This window comes from Lentzea sp. NPDC036955, assembly GCF_055608005.1.
In genome coordinates this window covers 594,081-611,119 of the sequence record NZ_JBVJRC010000007.1, presented here as the reverse complement: position 1 = coordinate 611,119, position 17,039 = coordinate 594,081, and the positions used below count along the sequence as shown (strand labels likewise).

18 protein-coding genes are annotated in these 17,039 nt (G+C 72.0%); 7 read left to right on the top strand and 11 right to left on the bottom strand.

The window, feature by feature from the left end; all coding sequences use genetic code 11:
• Positions 1-3 precede the first annotated feature (3 nt).
• The gene (locus ACZ7CF_RS26655) at positions 4-1,164 is read left to right on the top strand and encodes a THUMP-like domain-containing protein (RefSeq protein ID WP_360391408.1); all 1,161 of its coding nucleotides are present in this window, start codon (positions 4-6) and stop codon (positions 1,162-1,164) included.
• A gap of 7 nt (positions 1,165-1,171) precedes the next feature.
• On the opposite strand, the gene ACZ7CF_RS26650 is transcribed toward ACZ7CF_RS26655, so the two are convergent.
• Complete coding sequence (locus ACZ7CF_RS26650) at positions 1,172-1,750, bottom strand: TetR/AcrR family transcriptional regulator (protein WP_470370836.1); 579 nt, start codon at positions 1,748-1,750, stop codon at positions 1,172-1,174.
• An 88-nt stretch (positions 1,751-1,838) separates the two neighbouring features.
• Between ACZ7CF_RS26650 and ACZ7CF_RS26645 the strand changes: the two genes are divergently transcribed.
• Positions 1,839-2,252 carry a DUF4267 domain-containing protein gene (locus ACZ7CF_RS26645; RefSeq protein ID WP_458430537.1) on the top strand — a complete coding sequence of 138 codons (414 nt, stop codon included), beginning with the start codon at positions 1,839-1,841 and terminating at the stop codon, positions 2,250-2,252.
• Here ACZ7CF_RS26645 and ACZ7CF_RS26640 read toward each other — a convergent pair.
• The 3 genes from ACZ7CF_RS26640 to ACZ7CF_RS26630 are packed head-to-tail and all read right to left on the bottom strand — an operon-like array spanning position 2,164 to position 7,082.
• The gene (locus tag ACZ7CF_RS26640; RefSeq protein WP_470370835.1) at positions 2,164-2,889 is read right to left on the bottom strand and encodes a nucleotidyltransferase domain-containing protein; all 726 of its coding nucleotides are present in this window, start codon (positions 2,887-2,889) and stop codon (positions 2,164-2,166) included. The two genes, ACZ7CF_RS26645 and ACZ7CF_RS26640, sit on opposite strands and share 89 nt — an antisense overlap.
• Before the next feature lie 40 nt (positions 2,890-2,929).
• On the bottom strand, positions 2,930-6,187 hold the full coding sequence (locus tag ACZ7CF_RS26635; protein ID WP_470370834.1) for a GH92 family glycosyl hydrolase: 3,258 nt from the start codon (positions 6,185-6,187) through the stop codon (positions 2,930-2,932).
• 58 nt (positions 6,188-6,245) lie between these two features.
• Positions 6,246-7,082, bottom strand: coding sequence for a nucleoside hydrolase (locus ACZ7CF_RS26630; protein ID WP_470370833.1), 837 nt, complete (start codon positions 7,080-7,082; stop codon positions 6,246-6,248).
• A 62-nt stretch (positions 7,083-7,144) separates the two neighbouring features.
• On the opposite strand from ACZ7CF_RS26630, the gene ACZ7CF_RS26625 reads away from it, so the two are divergent.
• Positions 7,145-7,900 (top strand): acyltransferase, encoded by a 756-nt coding sequence (locus ACZ7CF_RS26625; protein ID WP_360391385.1) that lies wholly within the window; start codon positions 7,145-7,147, stop codon positions 7,898-7,900.
• Here ACZ7CF_RS26625 and ACZ7CF_RS26620 read toward each other — a convergent pair.
• The 5 genes from ACZ7CF_RS26620 to ACZ7CF_RS26600 form a co-directional block, all read right to left on the bottom strand.
• A complete protein-coding gene (locus ACZ7CF_RS26620; RefSeq protein ID WP_360391382.1) occupies positions 7,869-8,624 on the bottom strand; it encodes an SGNH/GDSL hydrolase family protein in 756 nt (251 codons plus the stop codon). The genes ACZ7CF_RS26625 and ACZ7CF_RS26620 overlap by 32 nt on opposite strands.
• Positions 8,625-8,672: 48 nt before the next feature.
• Positions 8,673-9,920, bottom strand: coding sequence for a glycosyltransferase family 4 protein (locus ACZ7CF_RS26615; protein WP_470370832.1), 1,248 nt, complete (start codon positions 9,918-9,920; stop codon positions 8,673-8,675).
• A 4-nt stretch (positions 9,921-9,924) separates the two neighbouring features.
• Entirely contained in the window at positions 9,925-11,385 is a 1,461-nt protein-coding gene (locus tag ACZ7CF_RS26610) for a 1,4-alpha-glucan branching protein domain-containing protein (protein WP_470370831.1), read from the bottom strand.
• Positions 11,382-12,110, bottom strand: coding sequence for a class I SAM-dependent methyltransferase (locus ACZ7CF_RS26605; protein WP_360391375.1), 729 nt, complete (start codon positions 12,108-12,110; stop codon positions 11,382-11,384). Before ACZ7CF_RS26605 ends, ACZ7CF_RS26610 begins: the two co-directional genes overlap by 4 nt.
• A 105-nt stretch (positions 12,111-12,215) precedes the next feature.
• Entirely contained in the window at positions 12,216-13,058 is an 843-nt protein-coding gene (locus ACZ7CF_RS26600; RefSeq protein ID WP_360391372.1) for a DegV family protein, read from the bottom strand.
• A 314-nt stretch (positions 13,059-13,372) separates the two neighbouring features.
• Between ACZ7CF_RS26600 and ACZ7CF_RS26595 the strand changes: the two genes are divergently transcribed.
• From ACZ7CF_RS26595 to ACZ7CF_RS26580, 4 genes are all read left to right on the top strand, one after another.
• On the top strand, positions 13,373-14,323 hold the full coding sequence (locus tag ACZ7CF_RS26595) for a hypothetical protein (protein ID WP_470370830.1): 951 nt from the start codon (positions 13,373-13,375) through the stop codon (positions 14,321-14,323).
• Positions 14,320-14,625, top strand: a complete 306-nt coding sequence (locus tag ACZ7CF_RS26590; protein WP_470370829.1) for a hypothetical protein — start codon at positions 14,320-14,322, stop codon at positions 14,623-14,625. The genes ACZ7CF_RS26595 and ACZ7CF_RS26590 overlap by 4 nt, the downstream gene beginning before the upstream one ends.
• A 1-nt stretch (position 14,626) precedes the next feature.
• Positions 14,627-15,046: a hypothetical protein gene (locus ACZ7CF_RS26585; RefSeq protein WP_470370828.1), complete on the top strand. Its 420-nt coding sequence runs from the start codon at positions 14,627-14,629 to the stop codon at positions 15,044-15,046.
• A gap of 96 nt (positions 15,047-15,142) precedes the next feature.
• The gene (locus tag ACZ7CF_RS26580) at positions 15,143-15,943 is read left to right on the top strand and encodes an isocitrate lyase/PEP mutase family protein (protein WP_458430545.1); all 801 of its coding nucleotides are present in this window, start codon (positions 15,143-15,145) and stop codon (positions 15,941-15,943) included.
• A gap of 15 nt (positions 15,944-15,958) precedes the next feature.
• Here ACZ7CF_RS26580 and ACZ7CF_RS26575 read toward each other — a convergent pair whose 3' ends face one another.
• Entirely contained in the window at positions 15,959-16,114 is a 156-nt protein-coding gene (locus tag ACZ7CF_RS26575) for a hypothetical protein (protein WP_360391359.1), read from the bottom strand.
• Positions 16,115-16,179: 65 nt separating this feature from the next.
• On the bottom strand, positions 16,180-17,022 hold the full coding sequence (locus ACZ7CF_RS26570; protein ID WP_360391356.1) for a DegV family protein: 843 nt from the start codon (positions 17,020-17,022) through the stop codon (positions 16,180-16,182).
• Between the last annotated feature and the right edge of the window lie 17 nt (positions 17,023-17,039).

The following is a 17,039-nucleotide window of genomic DNA, read 5'->3' as shown; positions in this document are numbered from 1 at the left end:
GCGTTGGGGTACGCGTTCACCTCGGCCGACGTGGCGTTCCTGCGCTCTGCCGCCGGAACCGCCGCTCTCGCCGAGGTGGACGCGCTGCCGTTCACCGACGCCTCCCGCCTGCACGACGTCGGTGCCGCCCGCAGGCTGCTCGGCGACGGCTTCGCCCCCGTGGTCGAGACGGTGCTGCTGCGCCGCCGCGCCCGGTCCAAACTGGACGGTGCGCGCGACTGGCTGTTCACCGACGACGCGCTCCAGCAGGCGACCGCCTCCCCGGTCGCGCGGCACCGGGCGGAACGCTTCCGCGGCCGGGACGTCCACGACGTGACGTGCTCGGTCGGCGCTGACCTGGGGGCGCTGCACGAGGTCGCCGCCCGTTGCCTCGGCTCCGACCTCGACCCGGTCCGGCTCGCCATGGCCCGTCACAACGTCCCCGGTGCGCTCGTGGTCAGGGCCGACGCGCTGCGGCCGGTCTCCAGGGCCACCGCGGTCACCGCCGACCCGGCCCGCCGCGACTCCGCCGGCCGCCGCCGGTGGCATCCCCAGGACTTCCTGCCACCGCTCGACGAGCTGGCCGAGGTGTACGCGCACGTCGACCTGGCGGTGAAGTGCGCGCCCGGCATCGACTTCGCGGTCGCGCCGTGGGCCGACGAGGTCGAGCTGGTGTCGCTGGACGGGTCCGTCCGCGAGGCCTGCCTGTGGACCAGGGGCCTGGCCACGCCGGGGGTGTCCCGCCGCGCCACGGTCCTGCACGGCACGGAGGTGTGGACGCTCACCGACGCCGAACCCGACGACTGCCCGGTCGCCCCGCCCGGCGAGTGGCTCGTCGACCCGGACGGCGCCGTCGTGCGCGCGGGCCTGGTGCGGCACTACGCGGCCCGGCACGGCCTGCACCAGCTCGACGAGCGCATCGCCTACCTCAGCGGGCCGGAACCGCCGCCGGGCATCAGGGCGTTCCGCGTGCTCGACCACGCGCACTACACCGAGAAGGCGCTGAAGACGCTGCTGAAGGCGCGCGGGATCGGCCGGGTGGAGATCCTGGTGCGCGGCCTCGACGTCGACCCGAACACGCTGCGCAAGCGCCTCAAGCCCAGCGGTCCCGACGAGGCGTCGGTCGTGCTGACCAGGATCGGGTCCAGGCCGGTCATGCTGCTGTGCCGGGCAGAGCGGACCTGAGCCGGGATCAGGCCGGGGCGAACGCGGCGAGCACGAGGTCCAGCCGGTCCCCGTCGAGCTCCGGGCGCAACCGCTGCCCGTGGCGCAGCGTGGCGATGCCGTGCAGGGCGCTCCAGAACGCCTCGGCGAGCACGTCGAGGTCGCGGTCGCCTGCGACGGGTTCCAGTGCGGCGACGATCTCGCCGAACGACGTGCGCAGCTCGGCCGGCGTCTCCTCGCTGCCGAACGCGATGTCGATCCGCTGCACGAACATGGCGTCGTAGAGCGCGGGCCGTTCCCCGGCGAACCGCAGGTAGGCCTCGGCGAGCGCGCGCAGCGGGGCGGTGCTGGTGGCGGCGGCGGTGGTGCGCGCGGCGCGCATCCGGCGGCCGAGCTCGGCGAAGCCCTCGACCGCGACCGCGCGCACGATCGCGTCCTTGCCCTTGAAGTGGCTGTAGAGCACCGGCTGGCTGTACTCGACCTTCTCGGCGAGCCGGCGCGTCGTCACCGCGTCCCAGCCGTCCGACTCGGCCAGCTCGCGGGCCGCGTCGATGATCAGCTGGTGCCGCTCTGCTCGTTCGCGCTCCCGGCGCTGCTGGACGGACACGACCCAGAATCTAGCACTGCTAGACAACCGAGCGGTGTTCATTTAGCGTTGCTCGTGTTGCTAGCAGTGCTAGATCCTGGAGGGTGTCATGCGGTTGACCACGACCATGGCGTGGCTCGTCGTCGCGGCGGGTTTCGTGTTCGGGCTGAACTTCCTGTTCAACGGGCACGGCGCCGCCGCGGGATTCGGCATCGCCGACCCGAGCGGCTACTACGTCGTCAAGGGCGTGCGCGACCTGGCGTACGCGTTGACGGCGCTGATCCTGCTGGTGCTGCGGCAGCGGCGGGCGCTCGGCTGGGTGGTGCTCGCGGACGCGGTCATCCCGATCGGCGACTTCTTCTCGGTGGTCACGTCGGGCGGCAGTGCCGCCTACGCGGCCGCGGTGCACGGCTCGGCGGCCGTGCTCGTGCTGATCACGGCCGCACTGCTGCTGCGCGAGTCAGCTCACGCACCGTCCGCACCAGCTGCGGGTCCTCGATCTCCAGCATCAGCAGCCCGCTGAGCACGCGGAACGCCCGCAGCAGCTCCTCCGGCTCGGTGGATCGCGCGAGGGTGGCGCCGAACTCGCCGGCGTCGGACAGGTCGTCGAGGCCGCGGCCCTGCGCGGCGGGAAGACCCCGGCGCAGGCACCGCAACGACATCACGTTGTCGCGCATGGTGTTGACGAGGTGCAGCGCCTGCCACACCCGGCCCCGCGCGAGGCTCGCGCGAACGTGCAGCGCGTGCAGCCACGCCAGGCCGATGAGCTGGCCGCGGTCGGGTGGCCGCACCTTCGGGATGTCGTTGACCTCGCCGAACAGCAACCGGAACGCGGGCCCGGACGCCCCGAACTCCGCCGAGGGCCAGAACGCGAGGTCCACCTGCAGCGTCGTGGCCATCAGGAAGACCCGGAAGAGGGTGGCGCCGTGCTGCACGTCGAGGTGGCTGACCGCGCCGCACGCGTAGAGCAGGTCGGTCCAGTCCTCCACCACGGCGTCCATGTCGCGGTCGACGGACACGGCGAAGTCGAGGTCGGACCAGCGGTCTTCCCGTCCCAGCGCGGACGACCCCGTCAGCGCCGCCCCGACCACCCGCGGGTCGGAGTCGGCGGCGCTGACGAGGTCGTCGCGCAACCGGTCACGTTCGGAAACTGTGAACACGGACCAACACTATTGGTGGTGACTTGAGCCCCGGCTCAGATCACTCCGTGGCCACGGCGAAGACGTGCAGGTCCCCGTCCTCGGGCAGCACGATGCCCTGCAGCACCTTGCCTTCCGGGGCCGTGTACGTCTTCGTCGCGAAGATGTGCGTGGCGACCTTCTCGTTGCCGCCGCCGAGCTGGTTGCGGTACGGGGTGGCGGCGACGACCACGTTGCCGTAGCTCGGGGTGGCCCCGCCGCCGCCCAGCGTCCAGTCGCTGAACCCGATCTCGACCGGTGCCGTGGTGCCGTCGGTGAACGTCACCGTGGCGGTGCGGGTGCGGGCGCCGTTGGCGGCCGAGCCGAGGAACGCGAGCCTCGTGCCGGACAGCGTGAGCTTCTGCTTGTTCGCGGTCACGTTGTCCGGGCGGCCGGCGGGGGAGCCGGGCCAGGTGAACGTGAGCCCGTCGACCGTGCCGGTCTGGCCGGGCACGAGCCCCGCCGTGGCCAGCGCCTGCCGCGAGTAGCTGTAGCCGCCGCCGTCGAAGTCGCCGTCGCCGGTGGCGTCGTCGGAGGCACCGACGTTGTTCACCGCGGCGAGCATGCTGCCCTCCTGCGCGACCTTCGCCGTCATCGGCAGCACGACCGGCTTGGCGGCGCCCTCCACGGTCACCGTGACGGTGAAGTCGTAGAAGCCCTCCGCCGTACCGGCCGCGGCGCTCACCTGGAACGACGACGGCACCGCGCCGGTGGCCGGGGTGAACGTCAGCGACTCGGGGCCGGTGATCGCGTAGGTCGCCTTCGGGTCGCCGTCGTAGAGCTTGACCGCGTTGACCTTCGCCGTGACGGTTCCGCCCGGCGTGACGACGACCTGCTGCGGCTCGACGCTCAGGTAGTAGGGCTGGTCGTGCTTGATCGGTTCTTCGCCGTCGCGGAACGACGGCGGCGCGTCGGCCGCGCCGGTGCCCCAGGACGACGGCTTGGCGCCGAGCACGAAGTCGAGCTTGCCGCCGCGTTCGACGAACGACTCCGGCAGCCAGGTCTTGGTCGCCGTGCGGCCGTTGACCTTCACCGACTGCACGTACTTGTTCGCGGTGCTCGCGCCGGGTGCGGTGATGGTGATGTCCCTGCCACCACCGCGGTTGATCTTCACCGACGTGAACAGCGGGCTGCTCAGCACCAGCTCGGCGCGCGAGGGCACCTGCGGGTACACGCCCATGGCGGTGAACACGAACCACGACGACATGGCGCCGAGGTCGTCGTTGCCGGGAATGCCGCCGGGGGTGTTCTTCCACAGCGTGTTCACGGTCTCCCGCAACGTCTCCTGCGTCTTCGCGGGCTGACCGGTGTAGTTGTAGAGCCACGGCACGTTCACCGACGGCTCGTTGTCCAGCTCGGACTTCGCGCCGCCCTTGCCGGTGAGCGCCCAGCTGCCGTCGGCGTTGTGGAAGAAGTCGTCGAGCCGCTTGTTCGCGCGGTCCTCGCCGCCCAGCGACTCCACGAGCCCGGCCACGTTGTGCGTGACCATCCAGGTGTACTGGGCGCTGCTGCCCTCGACGAACCCGTTGCCGGTGTCGGGCGTGAAGTCCTTGACCCACGTGCCGTCGGCGTTGCGGTTGCGGACGTAGCCGCCGGTGCTGTGCGCGACCGGGTCGAAGTTGTGCTGCCACCACTGGGACCGCTCGGCGAACGTCTTCGCGGTCCTGCGGTCACCCGTGCGCTCGGCGAGCTGGCTGATCGCGAAGTCGGCCGCGGAGATCTCCAGGGTCTCCGCCGCACCGCCCCAGGCGTTCGACACGGACGGCATGTACCCGTGCTCCAGGTACTTGTCGAGCGACGGCCGCTGACCGACCGACATCACGGCCCAGCCGTCCTTGCTCAGGTCGAGCGGCGTCGGCACGGTGGCCGCCTTGACCAGCGACTTGAGCGAGGCCCGCAGGTCGTAGCCCCGGCCGCCGAACGCGGAGATCGCGGCGAGCGCGATCGGCGCGGGGTCGCCGTTCATCACGTGCGTCCCACCGCTGGCGTGCGTCCAGCGGTCCCAGACGCCACCGTTCTGCTCGGCCTGGTTCAGCAGCGACTGCGCGATGTCCGAGCCGATCTGCGGTTCCAGCAGGGTCAGCAGCTGCAGCTGCGAGCGGTAGACGTCCCAGCCGGAGAACGTGCCGTACTGGGCCTTCTGCCGCTGCCGGTCGACCTTGTGCACCTTGCCGTCGAAGCCGGCGTACTCGCCGTTGACGTCGCTGAAGAGGTTGGGGTGCAACAACGAGTGGTAGAGCGCGGTGTAGAACTTCGTGCGGTCGTCATCGGAGCCGCCGCCGACCTCGATGCGCTTGAGCTGCTGCTGCCACGCGATGTAGGCGTTGTCCCGCATGTCCTCGATGGACTGGCCCTTGTTCTCGGCCCGCAGGTTCGCCCTGGCGTTGTCGAGGCTGACGTAGGAGATGCCGACCTTGACGTTCACCTGCGCGCCCGGCTCGAAGCCGAGGTACGCGCCGGACCCCTTGCCCAGCACCGGCCAGCCGTTCGTGCCGTACGTCGTGCCGCCCTTCGAGGTGGTGCTCCCGGGCGTGACAACGTTGTCCTGGTACGTGCCGACCTCCTTGAACGGCTGGTCGAACTCCGCCACGAAGTGCAGCGTGTAGTAGCTGCGGCGGCCGGCCTGGTTGATGTAGCCGCAGAAGTTGCCGGACGTGACGCTGCCGGTGATCGTGCGCTTCTCCTGGTCCACCGCGGTCTGCGCGTCGGAGGAGCCGACCTGCGACTTGGAGGTGTTGACCAGCACCGTGGCCGGCTTGCCGGCGGGGAAGGTGAACCGCGCGGCACCGGTGCGTTCGGTGGCGGACAGCTCGGCCTTCGCGCCGGACTTGAGCGTCACGTCGTAGCGGCCGGGCTTGGCCACCTCGTCGGCGTGCGCGAACTCGCTGGCGTACACCGCGTCCGTGGCGTCGGTCGTCGGCGAGGTCGTGACGGTGCCGACGTGCGGGAAGATCGGGACGTCCCCGCTGCCGCCCGCGCAGCCCGTGCCGGACATGTGGGTGAGGCTGAACCCGCGGATCTTCGTGGCGTCGTACCGGTACCCGCCGGGGGCCGCGGCGCGCAGGGTGTTGCCGCGGGAGGCCTCCGGGCTGAACGAGAACATGCCGAACGGCACGACCGCGCCGGGGAAGGTGTTCCCGAGGTTGGTCGTGCCGATGAACGGGTTGACGTGTGCTGCCGGGTCCGGCACCACCTGAACCTGGGGCTGAGCGGAGGCAGGGACCACTCCGAACGTCATGGCCACCGCCACCGCAGCTGCCGTGAGGACTCTTCGCTGCATGGTCGCGGACCCTACTTTCCGTGCCCGCTCAACCCCAGAGAGCGACACGAACCTGTCGTCAAACGGACAACCGCTGCTCCATGAACGTCCTCAGCGCGGGCCAGTCGGTGTCCTCCGCGACCGCCACCTGGTGCTTTCCGCCGATCAGCGCGCCTTCGTCGTCGACGTCGAGCAGGTGCGTCTTGAGGGTGAGCGTGCCGGGGATGATCGCCTCGGCGACCGCGACGGCGTCGTGCACGAGGATGCCCTCGTAGTCCGACCGCCCGGCGAGGTAGGCGCGGTAGGTCTCGGTCAGCCCGCTGAGCACCGGGTCGACCGCGTCGAGGAACGCCGGGTCCGCGATGCACCGCTGGGTGAGGTTGAGCGGCACCACGACCGGGTTGCCCCTGCGGACCACCGTGCGCGCCGCCGCCGGGTCGGCCCAGAAGTTGAACTCGGCCCGTTCCGTGGTGTTGCCCAGCCCCAGCCCGCCACCCATGACGACCAGCCGCGGGAACTCCACCCCGGCCTCGATCGCCCTGGCGATGTTGGTCTGCGGCCCGATCGCCGCCACCACGGTCTCGGCCGTGACGTGCTCGCGGAAGAACTCGACGACGTCACCCTCGTGCAGCGCCCTGTCGTTCTCCGGCAACGTGTGCGCCCGCCCGCCGAGCCCGTCCGCACCGTGCACGTCCGCGGCCCCGCCCGGCCCTTCCGCACCCCTGACCACGGGCACGTCCGTCCGCCTCAGGTGCGCCAGCAACCGCTGGGCGTTGCGCGTGGTGTGCTCCAGCGACACGTTGCCGAACACGGTGGTGAGGGCGACCAGCTCGACCTCGGGACTGCGAGCGGCGAGCGCGATCGCGAACGCGTCGTCCACGCCGGGGTCGGTGTCGATGATGAGAGGAATCGCCATGCCCCCAGCCTGCCCGACGGCTCGGCTCCACCGCTCAGGCCGGCCGAAGTTAAAGTGCCCGCATGACGAGCATGTGGGGCGCACCCGTGTGGACCAGGTGGGCCAGGTCGCGCCGGGATCCGCAGCAGGCGCGCTTCCTCACGATGGCGTCGTTGCGCTGGGTCCTGCGCCACCGCGCCTACACGCCCTGGTACCTGGTGCGGTACTGGCGGCTGCTCCGGTTCCGGCTGCTCAACCCGCACGTGGTGCTGCGGGGCATGGTGTTCTTCGGCAAGCGCGTCGACGTGATGGCGCGGCCGGGGTACGGGCGGCTGGAGATCGGGCGGTGGGTGCACATCGGGGACGGCAACGCCATCCGGTGCCACGAGGGGTCGTTGCGGATCGGCGACAAGGTCGTGTTCGGCAAGGACAACACGGTCAACTGCTACCTCGACGTCGAGATCGGGGCGTCCAGCCTAGTCGCGGATTGGGTCTACATCTGCGACTTCGACCACAAGACCGAGGACATCACCTTGCCGATCAAGGACCAGGGCATCGTGAAGTCGCCGGTGCGGATCGGGCCGGACTGCTGGCTCGGCGCCAAGGTCACGGTGCTGCGCGGCACGCGGGTCGGGCGCGGGTGCGTGCTCGGTGCGCACGCGGTGGTGCGCGGGGACGTGCCGGACTTCAAGATCGCGGTCGGCGCGCCCGCCCGCGTGGTGCGGGACCGGCGCGCCGACTACGAGGCGGACGCGCAGCGCCGGGCCGACGTCGCCGACATGGCGCGCAAGGCCCAGGAGGCGCTGGCTAGGCGAGCGGAAGAAGCTGCGGACGCTTAGGCGTGAAGCCGTCGCCGGGCTGGCGGCCGATCAGCCTGTTGCGCGAGCGCGAGTAGGCGACCGGGAGGACCTGGTCGCGCAGCCACCGCCAGTGGTCCCACAGCGACGCGCCGGCCGCGGCGCCGGGCAGCGGTGCCGTCCAGGCCGGGTCGAACGGCACGTCCAGCGCGGACAGCAGGTGCCCGGCCAGCCGCCGGTGGCCCAGCGACGACAGGTGCAGGCGGTCGGGGCCGAAGTAGCGCGAGTCGTTGACGCACTCGTCGGCCCACACGTCCACCAGCAGCACGCCGTACCGGGCCGCCGCCGCGCGCACCGCGGCGTTCAGGGCCTCGATGCGCGGGCGCATGCGCCGGCCGAACGGCATCCGGTGCGAGATGTCGCTCAACGTGAACACGGCGACGGTCGGCGCCAGCGACGACACGGCGGACACCACCGCGTCGACCCGGTCGGCGATCTGGGCGCAGGTCGCGCCGGACATCACGTCGTTGCCGCCGCCGAAGAGCACGAGCAGGTCCGGTGACAGCTCGGCGGCGAGCGGCACCTGTTCGGCGAGCATCTGGTCGAGCCGGCGTCCGCGCACGCCGAGGTTGGCGTAGCGGAAACCGGGCGCGTCCAGCACGGACGCCACCCGGTCAGCCCAGCCGCGGTACGCGCCGTCGGGCAGCAGGTCGTCCAGGCCCTCGGTGCAGCTGTCCCCGAGTGCCACGAAGCGTTGGTATCTCATTCAGTCCCCGGTCACCTCTCGTTCACGTGGCCGCGGACTGTACTGGAGCTAGGTGAACAGATTTCCCGTCGCGATCTTGGGGCGGCCCAGCACCCGCGGCTCGCGCACGACGGCCGACGCGTAGACCTCCGCCGTGCCCGCCGCGATCGTGGCCCAGTTGAAGTCCGTTGCGAGCCGTGCCTTGGCGGCGCGCGCACGGGTGGCGGCGGCCGCCGGGTCCGACAGCACGGCGCGCACCGCACGGGCCAGCCCGTCCACGTCACCGGGCGCGAACGACAGCCCGGTCACCCCGTCCAGCACGACCTCGCCCAGGCCGCCCGCCGTCGAGGCCACCAGCGGTGTCCCGGCGGCGGCCGCCTCCAGGGCCACGATGCCGAACGGCTCGTACCGCGACGGCAGCACGACCGCGTTCGCGGCGGTGAGCAGCGCGGCGAGCGACCGGTCGGACAGGTGCCCCACGAACTCCACCGCCCGCAGCACCCGGTGCTTGCGCGCCTGCTCCCGCAACCACTCCGTCTGCGAACCACCACCGGCCACCACGACCCGCGTGCCCCGGAACGCCCTGCGGATCCGCGGCAGCGCGGCGATCAGGTCCTGGACGCCCTTCTCCCACTCGATCCGGCCGAAGAACAGCAGCAGCGGGTCGCCGTGCGGGGCGTGCCGCCGCCGGGCCGCACCGACGTCCGCCGGGCGCACCCGCCAGCCGCCGGGCTCGATGCCGTTGTGCAGCACGGAGACGTCCGCGGTGTCCACTTCGAACAGGTGCGCCACCTCCCGGCGCATCGCCGACGAGCACGTGATCAGCGCGTCGGCCCGGTTCGCGAGCCACCACTCCACCGAGTGCACCTGCTGGTTCAGCGGGTGTGAGAGCCAGCCGGAGTGCCGGCCCGCCTCGGTCGCGTGCACCGTGGCCACCAGCGGTACGCCGTGGGCCTCCGCGAGCGCGACCGCCGGGTGCGAGACCAGCCAGTCGTGCGCGTGCACCACGTCCGGTCGCCACGGTGCCAGCGCCAGCCCGGCGCGGACCATCGCGTGGCCCATCGCGAGCGTCCACGCCACGAGGTCCTTCTCGAACACCAGGTGCGCGGGGTCCTCGGCGACCCGGACGAGCCGCACGCCCTCGCTCTCCACGTCCGCGGTGGGGTGCGTGACCGCGTCGGTGCCGGACGGTTGCCGGCACAGCACGACGACCTCGTGCCCCTGCGCGGCCAGCTGTGTCGCGAGCGCGTGGACGTGCCTGCCCAGCCCGCCGACGACCACCGGCGGGTACTCCCACGACAACATCAGCACGCGCATGCCGTTACCTCATTCCTCGCGCGTCCAGCTGCCCGAACGGGCCGTCCGCCGCGCGGAGCTCCGCCGCCCTCGCCCGGCCCCGGCCACTTCTGGCCAGCGCGGCGAGCTCGCTGAACCGGTCGCTGTGAATCTTCGCGCGGTACCGCGCGTAGTCGGCGGCCGAGTCCTTCGTGACCATGAACGCCCAGTCGCTCGACAACGCCAGCAACGCCTCGCGCACCGCCTGGTCCAGCACCGGGTCCCTGGTGGTGCCGGAGAGGTCGAGCTCCAGCAGCTCCCGCTGCACCGCCGCGTTCAGCGACACGACGTCGGCGACCTGTGCGCCGTCCCAGACCCGCCAGTCCTTGCCGCTGCCCCACGAGGAGGCGGGCAGCTCGACCGGCGCGCCCACGTGGCCGGCCTCGACGGCGCCGCGCAGCGTCGTCACGCGCACACCGGCCTCCGGCAACGCGCGCAGCACGCCCTCCAGCCACATCGGACCCTCGTGCCACCAGTGCCCGTACAGCTCGGTGTCGTAGGCCGCCACGACCAGTCCGCCGTCGATCGCGCGCAACCGCCGCACGACCGTGCCGACGAAGTCCTCGACGTGCCGTTCGATCGCCTCGCGGGCGAGCAGCGGGTCGTAGGGCCGCTTGTCCTGCGGCGCCACGTTCTTGCCGGTCACCCGCGCCGGCTTCAGGCCGGTGGGGTGGTCGAAGGTGTGGAAGTCCCGGTAGGCCGCGTCACCCGGATAGCCGACCTTGGGCGACCAGACGCGGTAGGACACCTCCAGGTCGCGGCCGAACGCGAGCACGTCGGACGAGCCGACCGGGTGCGCGGTGGACGTGTCGCCGTGCAACGCGGGCCCGTCGACCAGGAACCGCCGCACGCCCGCCGCCGCGTACCCGGTCTCCATGCCGGGCGAGTAGCCGCACTCGGGCGCCCAGATGCCCTCCGGCGCGCGGCCGACCCGCAGTGCCGTGTCGTCCAGGCCGGTCCGCAGCGCGAACGCCCGCACCCGCGAGTCCAGCAGCGGCTGGAACGGGTGCGTGGCGGGTCCGCCGAGCAGCTCGACGGTCTGGGAGTCCACAAGGGACCGCAGGATCGGCGAGAACCCGTGCCGCCACCGGGTCTCGAACTGCTCCAGCGCCCGGGCCGAGGCGCGGTGCTCGTAGGCCGACAGCTCCGGCAGCCGCCGTCCGGCGTACTGGGAGCGCAGGTGCCAGTTGCCGAGCCAGTCGTGCGCGCCGCGCAGGCAGTACGGGTCGTCCAGCTGTGCGGCCAGCACCGGCGTGACGCCCAGGGTCAGCACGTCGTGGCGGCCCTCGTCGGCGAAGCGCCGCAGCATGTCCACGACGGGCAGGTACGAGTGCGCCCAGGCCTGGTAGAGCCACTCCTCACCGACCGGCCACGCGCCGTGGTGGGCGAGCCAGGGCAGGTGGCTGTGCAGCACCAGGCAGAAGGTGCCCTCGTGCCCGCCCGTCACGCGCGCACCGCCACGGCCACCAGGTCGAGGCTGGTGTCCAGGTCCGCGGAGGTGATGTCGAAGTCGTCCACCGTCACCGACTCGACGGCCTCCTTGAGCTCGGCCGGCCAGGGCGCGCCGGACAGGGCGACCTCGACCTGTGCGTCGATGATCCGTCCACCGAGGAGCGAGTCGAGCCTCGGTCCGTGACGCAGCCCGCTCAGTTCGTCAACGGCGAAACCGGCCGCCCGCAACATGTCGTCCAGTTCGGACGGAGCCAGCTCCCTGGTGTGGAACGGGTTCAGCGGCGTGTCCTGGCCGGGGGAGAACGTGAGCCGGTTCGGCGTGGTCACGATCAGCGTGCCGCCGGGCCGCAGCACGCGCCGGCACTCCGCGAGGAACTGCTCCTGGTCCCACAGGTGCTCGATCACCTGCAGGTTCGCCACCACGTCCACGGAGCCGGTGCGCAGCGGCAGCGTCGCCAGGTTGCCGCGCAGCACGTCGAGCCGCGGGTACGTGCGGGCGACGTGCCGCGAGGTCAGCTCGTCGTAGTCGAGCGCGACGACCCGCCGCGCGACCGTGCGGATCAGCTGGGCGCCGTAGCCCTCGCCGCAGCCGGCCTCCAGCACCACGGCGTCCGCGCAGTGGCCGATGAGGTGTAGATATGCGGCCTCGTGCCTGCGGAACCAGTAATTCTCTTCCGCGATGCCGGGTACCGTGCGTTCGCCGGTCAGGGGGAGGGTCACGCCCGCCAGGTTACTTGCCAGTAGTGACAGTCGGTACCGCGGAGCACCCGGTCACCTCCCCGCTGCACGGGCCTCCGCGGTGCCTGGACGAGCATCCCGGCGCGGTCAGAACGGCGAGACGGTGACCGCCAGCGCGCCGGGACCCACGTTCGCGCCGATCGCCGCGCTCACCTGGGTCAGCACGATGTCGCGGGCGTGCGGGATCCGCCTCTGCAGCATCTGCAGCAGCTCCTGACCCTCCTGCTCGGCGGCGAAGTGCTCCACCGCGAGGTCCACGTCGCGGCCGTGGGCCAGTGCCACGGCCTTGTCGGCGAGCTTGGACAGCGCCCGGTCGCGGCCGACGACCTTGCCGAACGGCTCCACCTCGCCGTTGACGACCGTCAGCAGCGGCTTGACCGAGAGCGCGTCGCCGAAGAGCTTCGCCGTCGCGCTCACCCGGCCGGCCTTGCGCAGGTAGTGCAGCGTGTCGACGTAGATCAGCACGTGCGCGTCGCGGCCGCGCTGCTCGGCGACGCTGCGGGCGTGCTGCACGTTGCCGCCGGTCTGCGCGATCCGCGCCGCCGCGAGCGCCGCGAAACCGAGGGTCATGCCCGACGAGTGCGAGTCCACGATGAACACCGGCACGCGCGACTTGGCCGCTGCCGCCTTCGCCGCGTCCGTCGCGGGGGAGAGCTTCGGGCTCACGTGGACCGACACGATCGTCTCCGCGCCCTTGGCCCACGCGTCCTGGTAGGCCCAGAAGAACGCGTCCGGCGCCGGCGGCTGGGTCGTGATCGGGATCTCCGCCTGCAACGCCTGCAGCAGGCGCTCGGTCGGCACGTACGCCTCGTCGATCAACTCCGATCCGATCTTCAGCTGCATCGGCACGGTGATGATGTTGAACCGGTCGGCCAGCCGGGCCGGGAGTGACGCGGTCGAGTCGGTGACGACGGCTACACGTGAGGACACGGGAAGGAAGGTTAACGAAGCGTGATCGCTTGAACCACTGGCGAAGGATGGCAATTCGTGTGACGTATGCCTGCATCGTCGCTTTCCGTACACGACGAACGCACGGAGTGAACACCACAGAAAGGGCGACCCGCTTACACAATCGGGTGACTGACGGCCTGGTGGAGTTGATCTAGGATCTCCGTGTTTGCCCTGCAAGGAACCGTGTTCCCGACCGCCGCCGGAGACCCTCCGGTCCTTTGTCGACACTGGTTGGAGCGTGGTCAACTCGGTACGCTCGCACAATCTTCCGCGGTGTGAGTGAGCAGGTGACCATGGGTGCAAAAGGGCACGAGATAGTTCCGCTGCACGCCGGTTTCGACGTTGTCCACCGAGGTTTTCACCGACGTCAGGTCATCGACCACATCGAGAATCTCGAGGAGCAGCTCCGCTTCACGAGCCTCGACCGGGCCGAAGCGCTGGCGCAGGCCGCCGATCTGCACCGGCTCCTGGAGACGACGCGCCAGGACCTCGCCGAGGCGCGCGCCAGGATCGAGCGGCTGGAGTCCACCCCCGGGTCGCACGCGAGCGCCACCGAACGGATGCACCGCATGCTCCGCCTCGCCGAGGACGAGGCGGCGGAGATGCACCTGCGGGCCGGCCGCGAGTGCGCCGACCTCCGCCTGCGCACCGAGGCCGAGTGCGCCGCGCTGGTCGCCGAGGCCGAGCGCGAGTCCGCCGCCCTGCGGGCCGAGGCCGAGTCCGAGCTGCGCGAGACCCGCCGCCAGTGCTCCTCCCGTGCCGCCGCCATGGACGAGCGCGAGGTCGAGCTGGAGCGCCGCTGCGCCGACCTGGAGGCCCAGCACCGGCAGCGCGCCGACCAGGTCGAGCGCGAGTGCGCCGAAGCGGTGGAGCAGGCCCAGTCCGACGCCGACCGGCTGCTGCGCGAGACCGCGCTGGCGTGCAGCTCGCTGGAGGCCGACGCCGAGCGCAAGCGCGAGAAGGCCCAGCGGTTCTTCGAGCTGACCACGACCCGGCGCCGCACCGAGGCCGCGCAGCACCTGGAGCAGCAGGAGGCGCTGGCCCGCGCCCGCGCCGGGTTCGTGGTGACGATGGCCTGCCGCGAGTCGAACCGCCGCCTCGCCGAGGTGGCGCGGGAGGTGGACGAGCTGCGCGAGCTGCGCCGAGTCGTGCACTCGCAGCTGTCGGCCGCCCGTGCCGCCCTGACCGCCGCCGCCGACCAGGTCGCGCCCGCGCTGATACCGGAGCAGGTGGCCGCCTCGTGAGGCAGTGGGTGCCGCTCGTGCTGGGGGCGGTGCTGGTGCCCGCCGCGGTCACGGCCGCCGGCTTCTCGGTCGCGGGCGAGGAGCTGACGACCGCGCTGTCGCCGTCCCCCGCCACACCGCCGCCGCCACCCGCGGGGCCGGTGCCGCTCCCGGCCTTCCTGCCACCGCTGCGGATGGAGCGGCCCGCCCCGCTGCTCGTCCCGGCGGCCGTCGCGCAGCAGAACGTGCGGCGGGCATCGCCTGCGGTGCCGCGCACCGTCTCCGGTGGCGCCGTCACCCCCGTCGGACAGGCAGGAGCCTGAGGTGGCCGGTGCCGTCGAGATCGTGTTCGGGTTGTGCTTGCTGTCCTTCACCCTGGGGGCGGCGCTGATGTACGTCGTGACGCGCCGCCGCGAGGACGCCGAGGAGACGCGGCCGGGTCCGGCGGTCGACGCGTGGGCGCCGCAGCCGATGCCGGACGCCGACTACGACACCCCGCCGATCCACCGCAACGCCGTGGTGGGCCTGCGGTGGGCGGAGCCGGAACCCGAGCCGGAGCCGGTGGTGGAAGCGGTGCCCGAACCCGGACCGGAACCCGTTGACGAGGAACCGGCCGAGGCCGTGTTGCCGCCCCCGCCAGGACCCCAGCCCGCCGAGCACACCACGTGGGCCGAGCGGGACGAGTTCCGGGAGCGCTACCTGCGGACGTTCGACGAGGTGCGGCGCAAGGCCGGCAGCAACTGAGCGGACGGGCCGCGACCTCGTGGCAGATGTCGGAAACCCGCGGTAGATGTCGGAAAACTGCCGGACTCGCGCGGTCCCGGCTGCTATCACTTGATCATGACTTCCAGCTCCGACCGCACGCAGCTCTTCCACGCCCTGCACCGGCAGCCGCCCCTGGTGCTCCCCAACGCCTGGGACGTGGCCTCGGCGCTGATCGTCGAGGCCGCCGGCGCACAGGCCGTCGCCACCACGAGCGCCGGTGTCGCGTGGAGCCTCGGCGCCCCCGACGGCGACCGGCTCGACCGCGACCTGGCGGTGGACCTCGTCGCGAGGATCGCGAAGGCCGTGTCCGTGCCGGTGACCGCGGACATCGAGGCCGGGTTCGGCGAGACCGCCGACGAGGTCCGCGCGACCCTCGCGGCGGTCGCCGCCGCCGGTGCGTCCGGTGTGAACGTCGAGGACGGGTACGGCAGCGCGCTCCGGTCCGTCGAGGAGCAGTCCGAACGACTGCGCGCGGCACGGGAGGGCGCACCGGAGCTCTACCTCAACGCCCGCGTCGACGTCTTCCTGCGCGGTGTCGGCGACCCGGCTGACCGGCTCGGCGAGACCCTGCGGCGGGCGGAGGCGTACCTGGCGGCGGGCGCGAGCGGCATCTTCGTGCCGGGGGTGACCGACCTCGCCGACGTGGCGGAGCTGGCGAAGAACATCGCGGCACCGCTCAACGTCCTCGCGGGTCCCGGCGCGCCCGCCACGGCGGAGCTGGCACAGGCGGGCGCGGCCAGGATCAGCGTCGGCACCGCGCTCGCCTCCGCCGCCTACGCCGTGGCGAAGAAGGCGGCGGAGGAGCTGCTGAGCGCCGGCACGTACGACAGCACGAGGGACGGCTTGGGGTACGGGGAGCTGAACGAGCTGTTCTAGTACCTGTCAGCCGGTCTAGTACTTCTTCTTGCCGCCACTGCGGAACTTGCGCAGCAGCTGCTCCGCCTGCGCGCGGCGGCGGGGGTCGCGGGAGAGCTCACGTGCCTTGTCCTGCAGTCGACGCCCCGAAGGGCTGTGCAGGAACTTGGTGATCTTGTCCATGAACGCCATCGGGTCCTCCAGGTGTCCGTTACGTCCATTTCAACGCAACACGGGGTACCTCGAGTTCCCGGACGTCACACCGGCGAAACGGTGATGCCCAGCGCACCGGGGCCCACGTGGGCGCCGATGGCCGAGCTGACCTGCGTCAGCATGAACTGGCGGACGTTGGGCACACCGCGCCGCAGCTTGCCCAGCAGCCGCTGCGCCCTCTCCAGCGCGTCGAAGTGCTCGACCGCGATGTCGACCTGGTCGGTGCCCGCGCGCTTGATCGCGATGTCCAGCATCCGGTTCAGCGCGCGGTCGGCGCCGATCACCCGGTCCAGCGGGGTGATCTGGGCGTCGGACATGGTCAGCAGCGGCTTGAGCGACAGCGCGGAGCCCACGAGCGCCGCCGCGGCACCGATCTTGCCGCCGCGCCGCAGGTATTCGAGCGTGTCGACGTAGATGAGCTCGGTGGACCGGTCGTAGCGGCGCTGGGCCGTCTCGATCACGCGCTCGACGGTCCCGCCGGCCTCGGCCACCTTGGCGGCGGCCTGGACCGCGTAGCCGATGCTCATCCCGCAGGTGTGGGTGTCGACGACGTGCACGGGGACGCGCGACTGCGCGGCGGCGGTGCGGGCGGCGTCCACGGTGGCGGAGAGCCGGCCGGAGACGTGCACCGACACGATGGCCTGGACGCCCTGGGCGGCGAGGTCTCCGTAGGTCCAGAAGAAGGCGCCCGGATCCGGCGGGATCGTCTCGACGGGCACGTTCGCGCGCATGGCCGACACGAGGTCGGGAACCGGGACGCGGGCCTCGTCGTCGGTGTGGTCGCCGATCCTGACCTGGATCTGCACGACCTCGATGCCGAGCTGGTCGGTCAGGTGAGCCGGGAGGCAGGCCGTGGAGTCGGTCACTACTACTACTCGCCGGTACATGTCCGCGCAGGTTACTC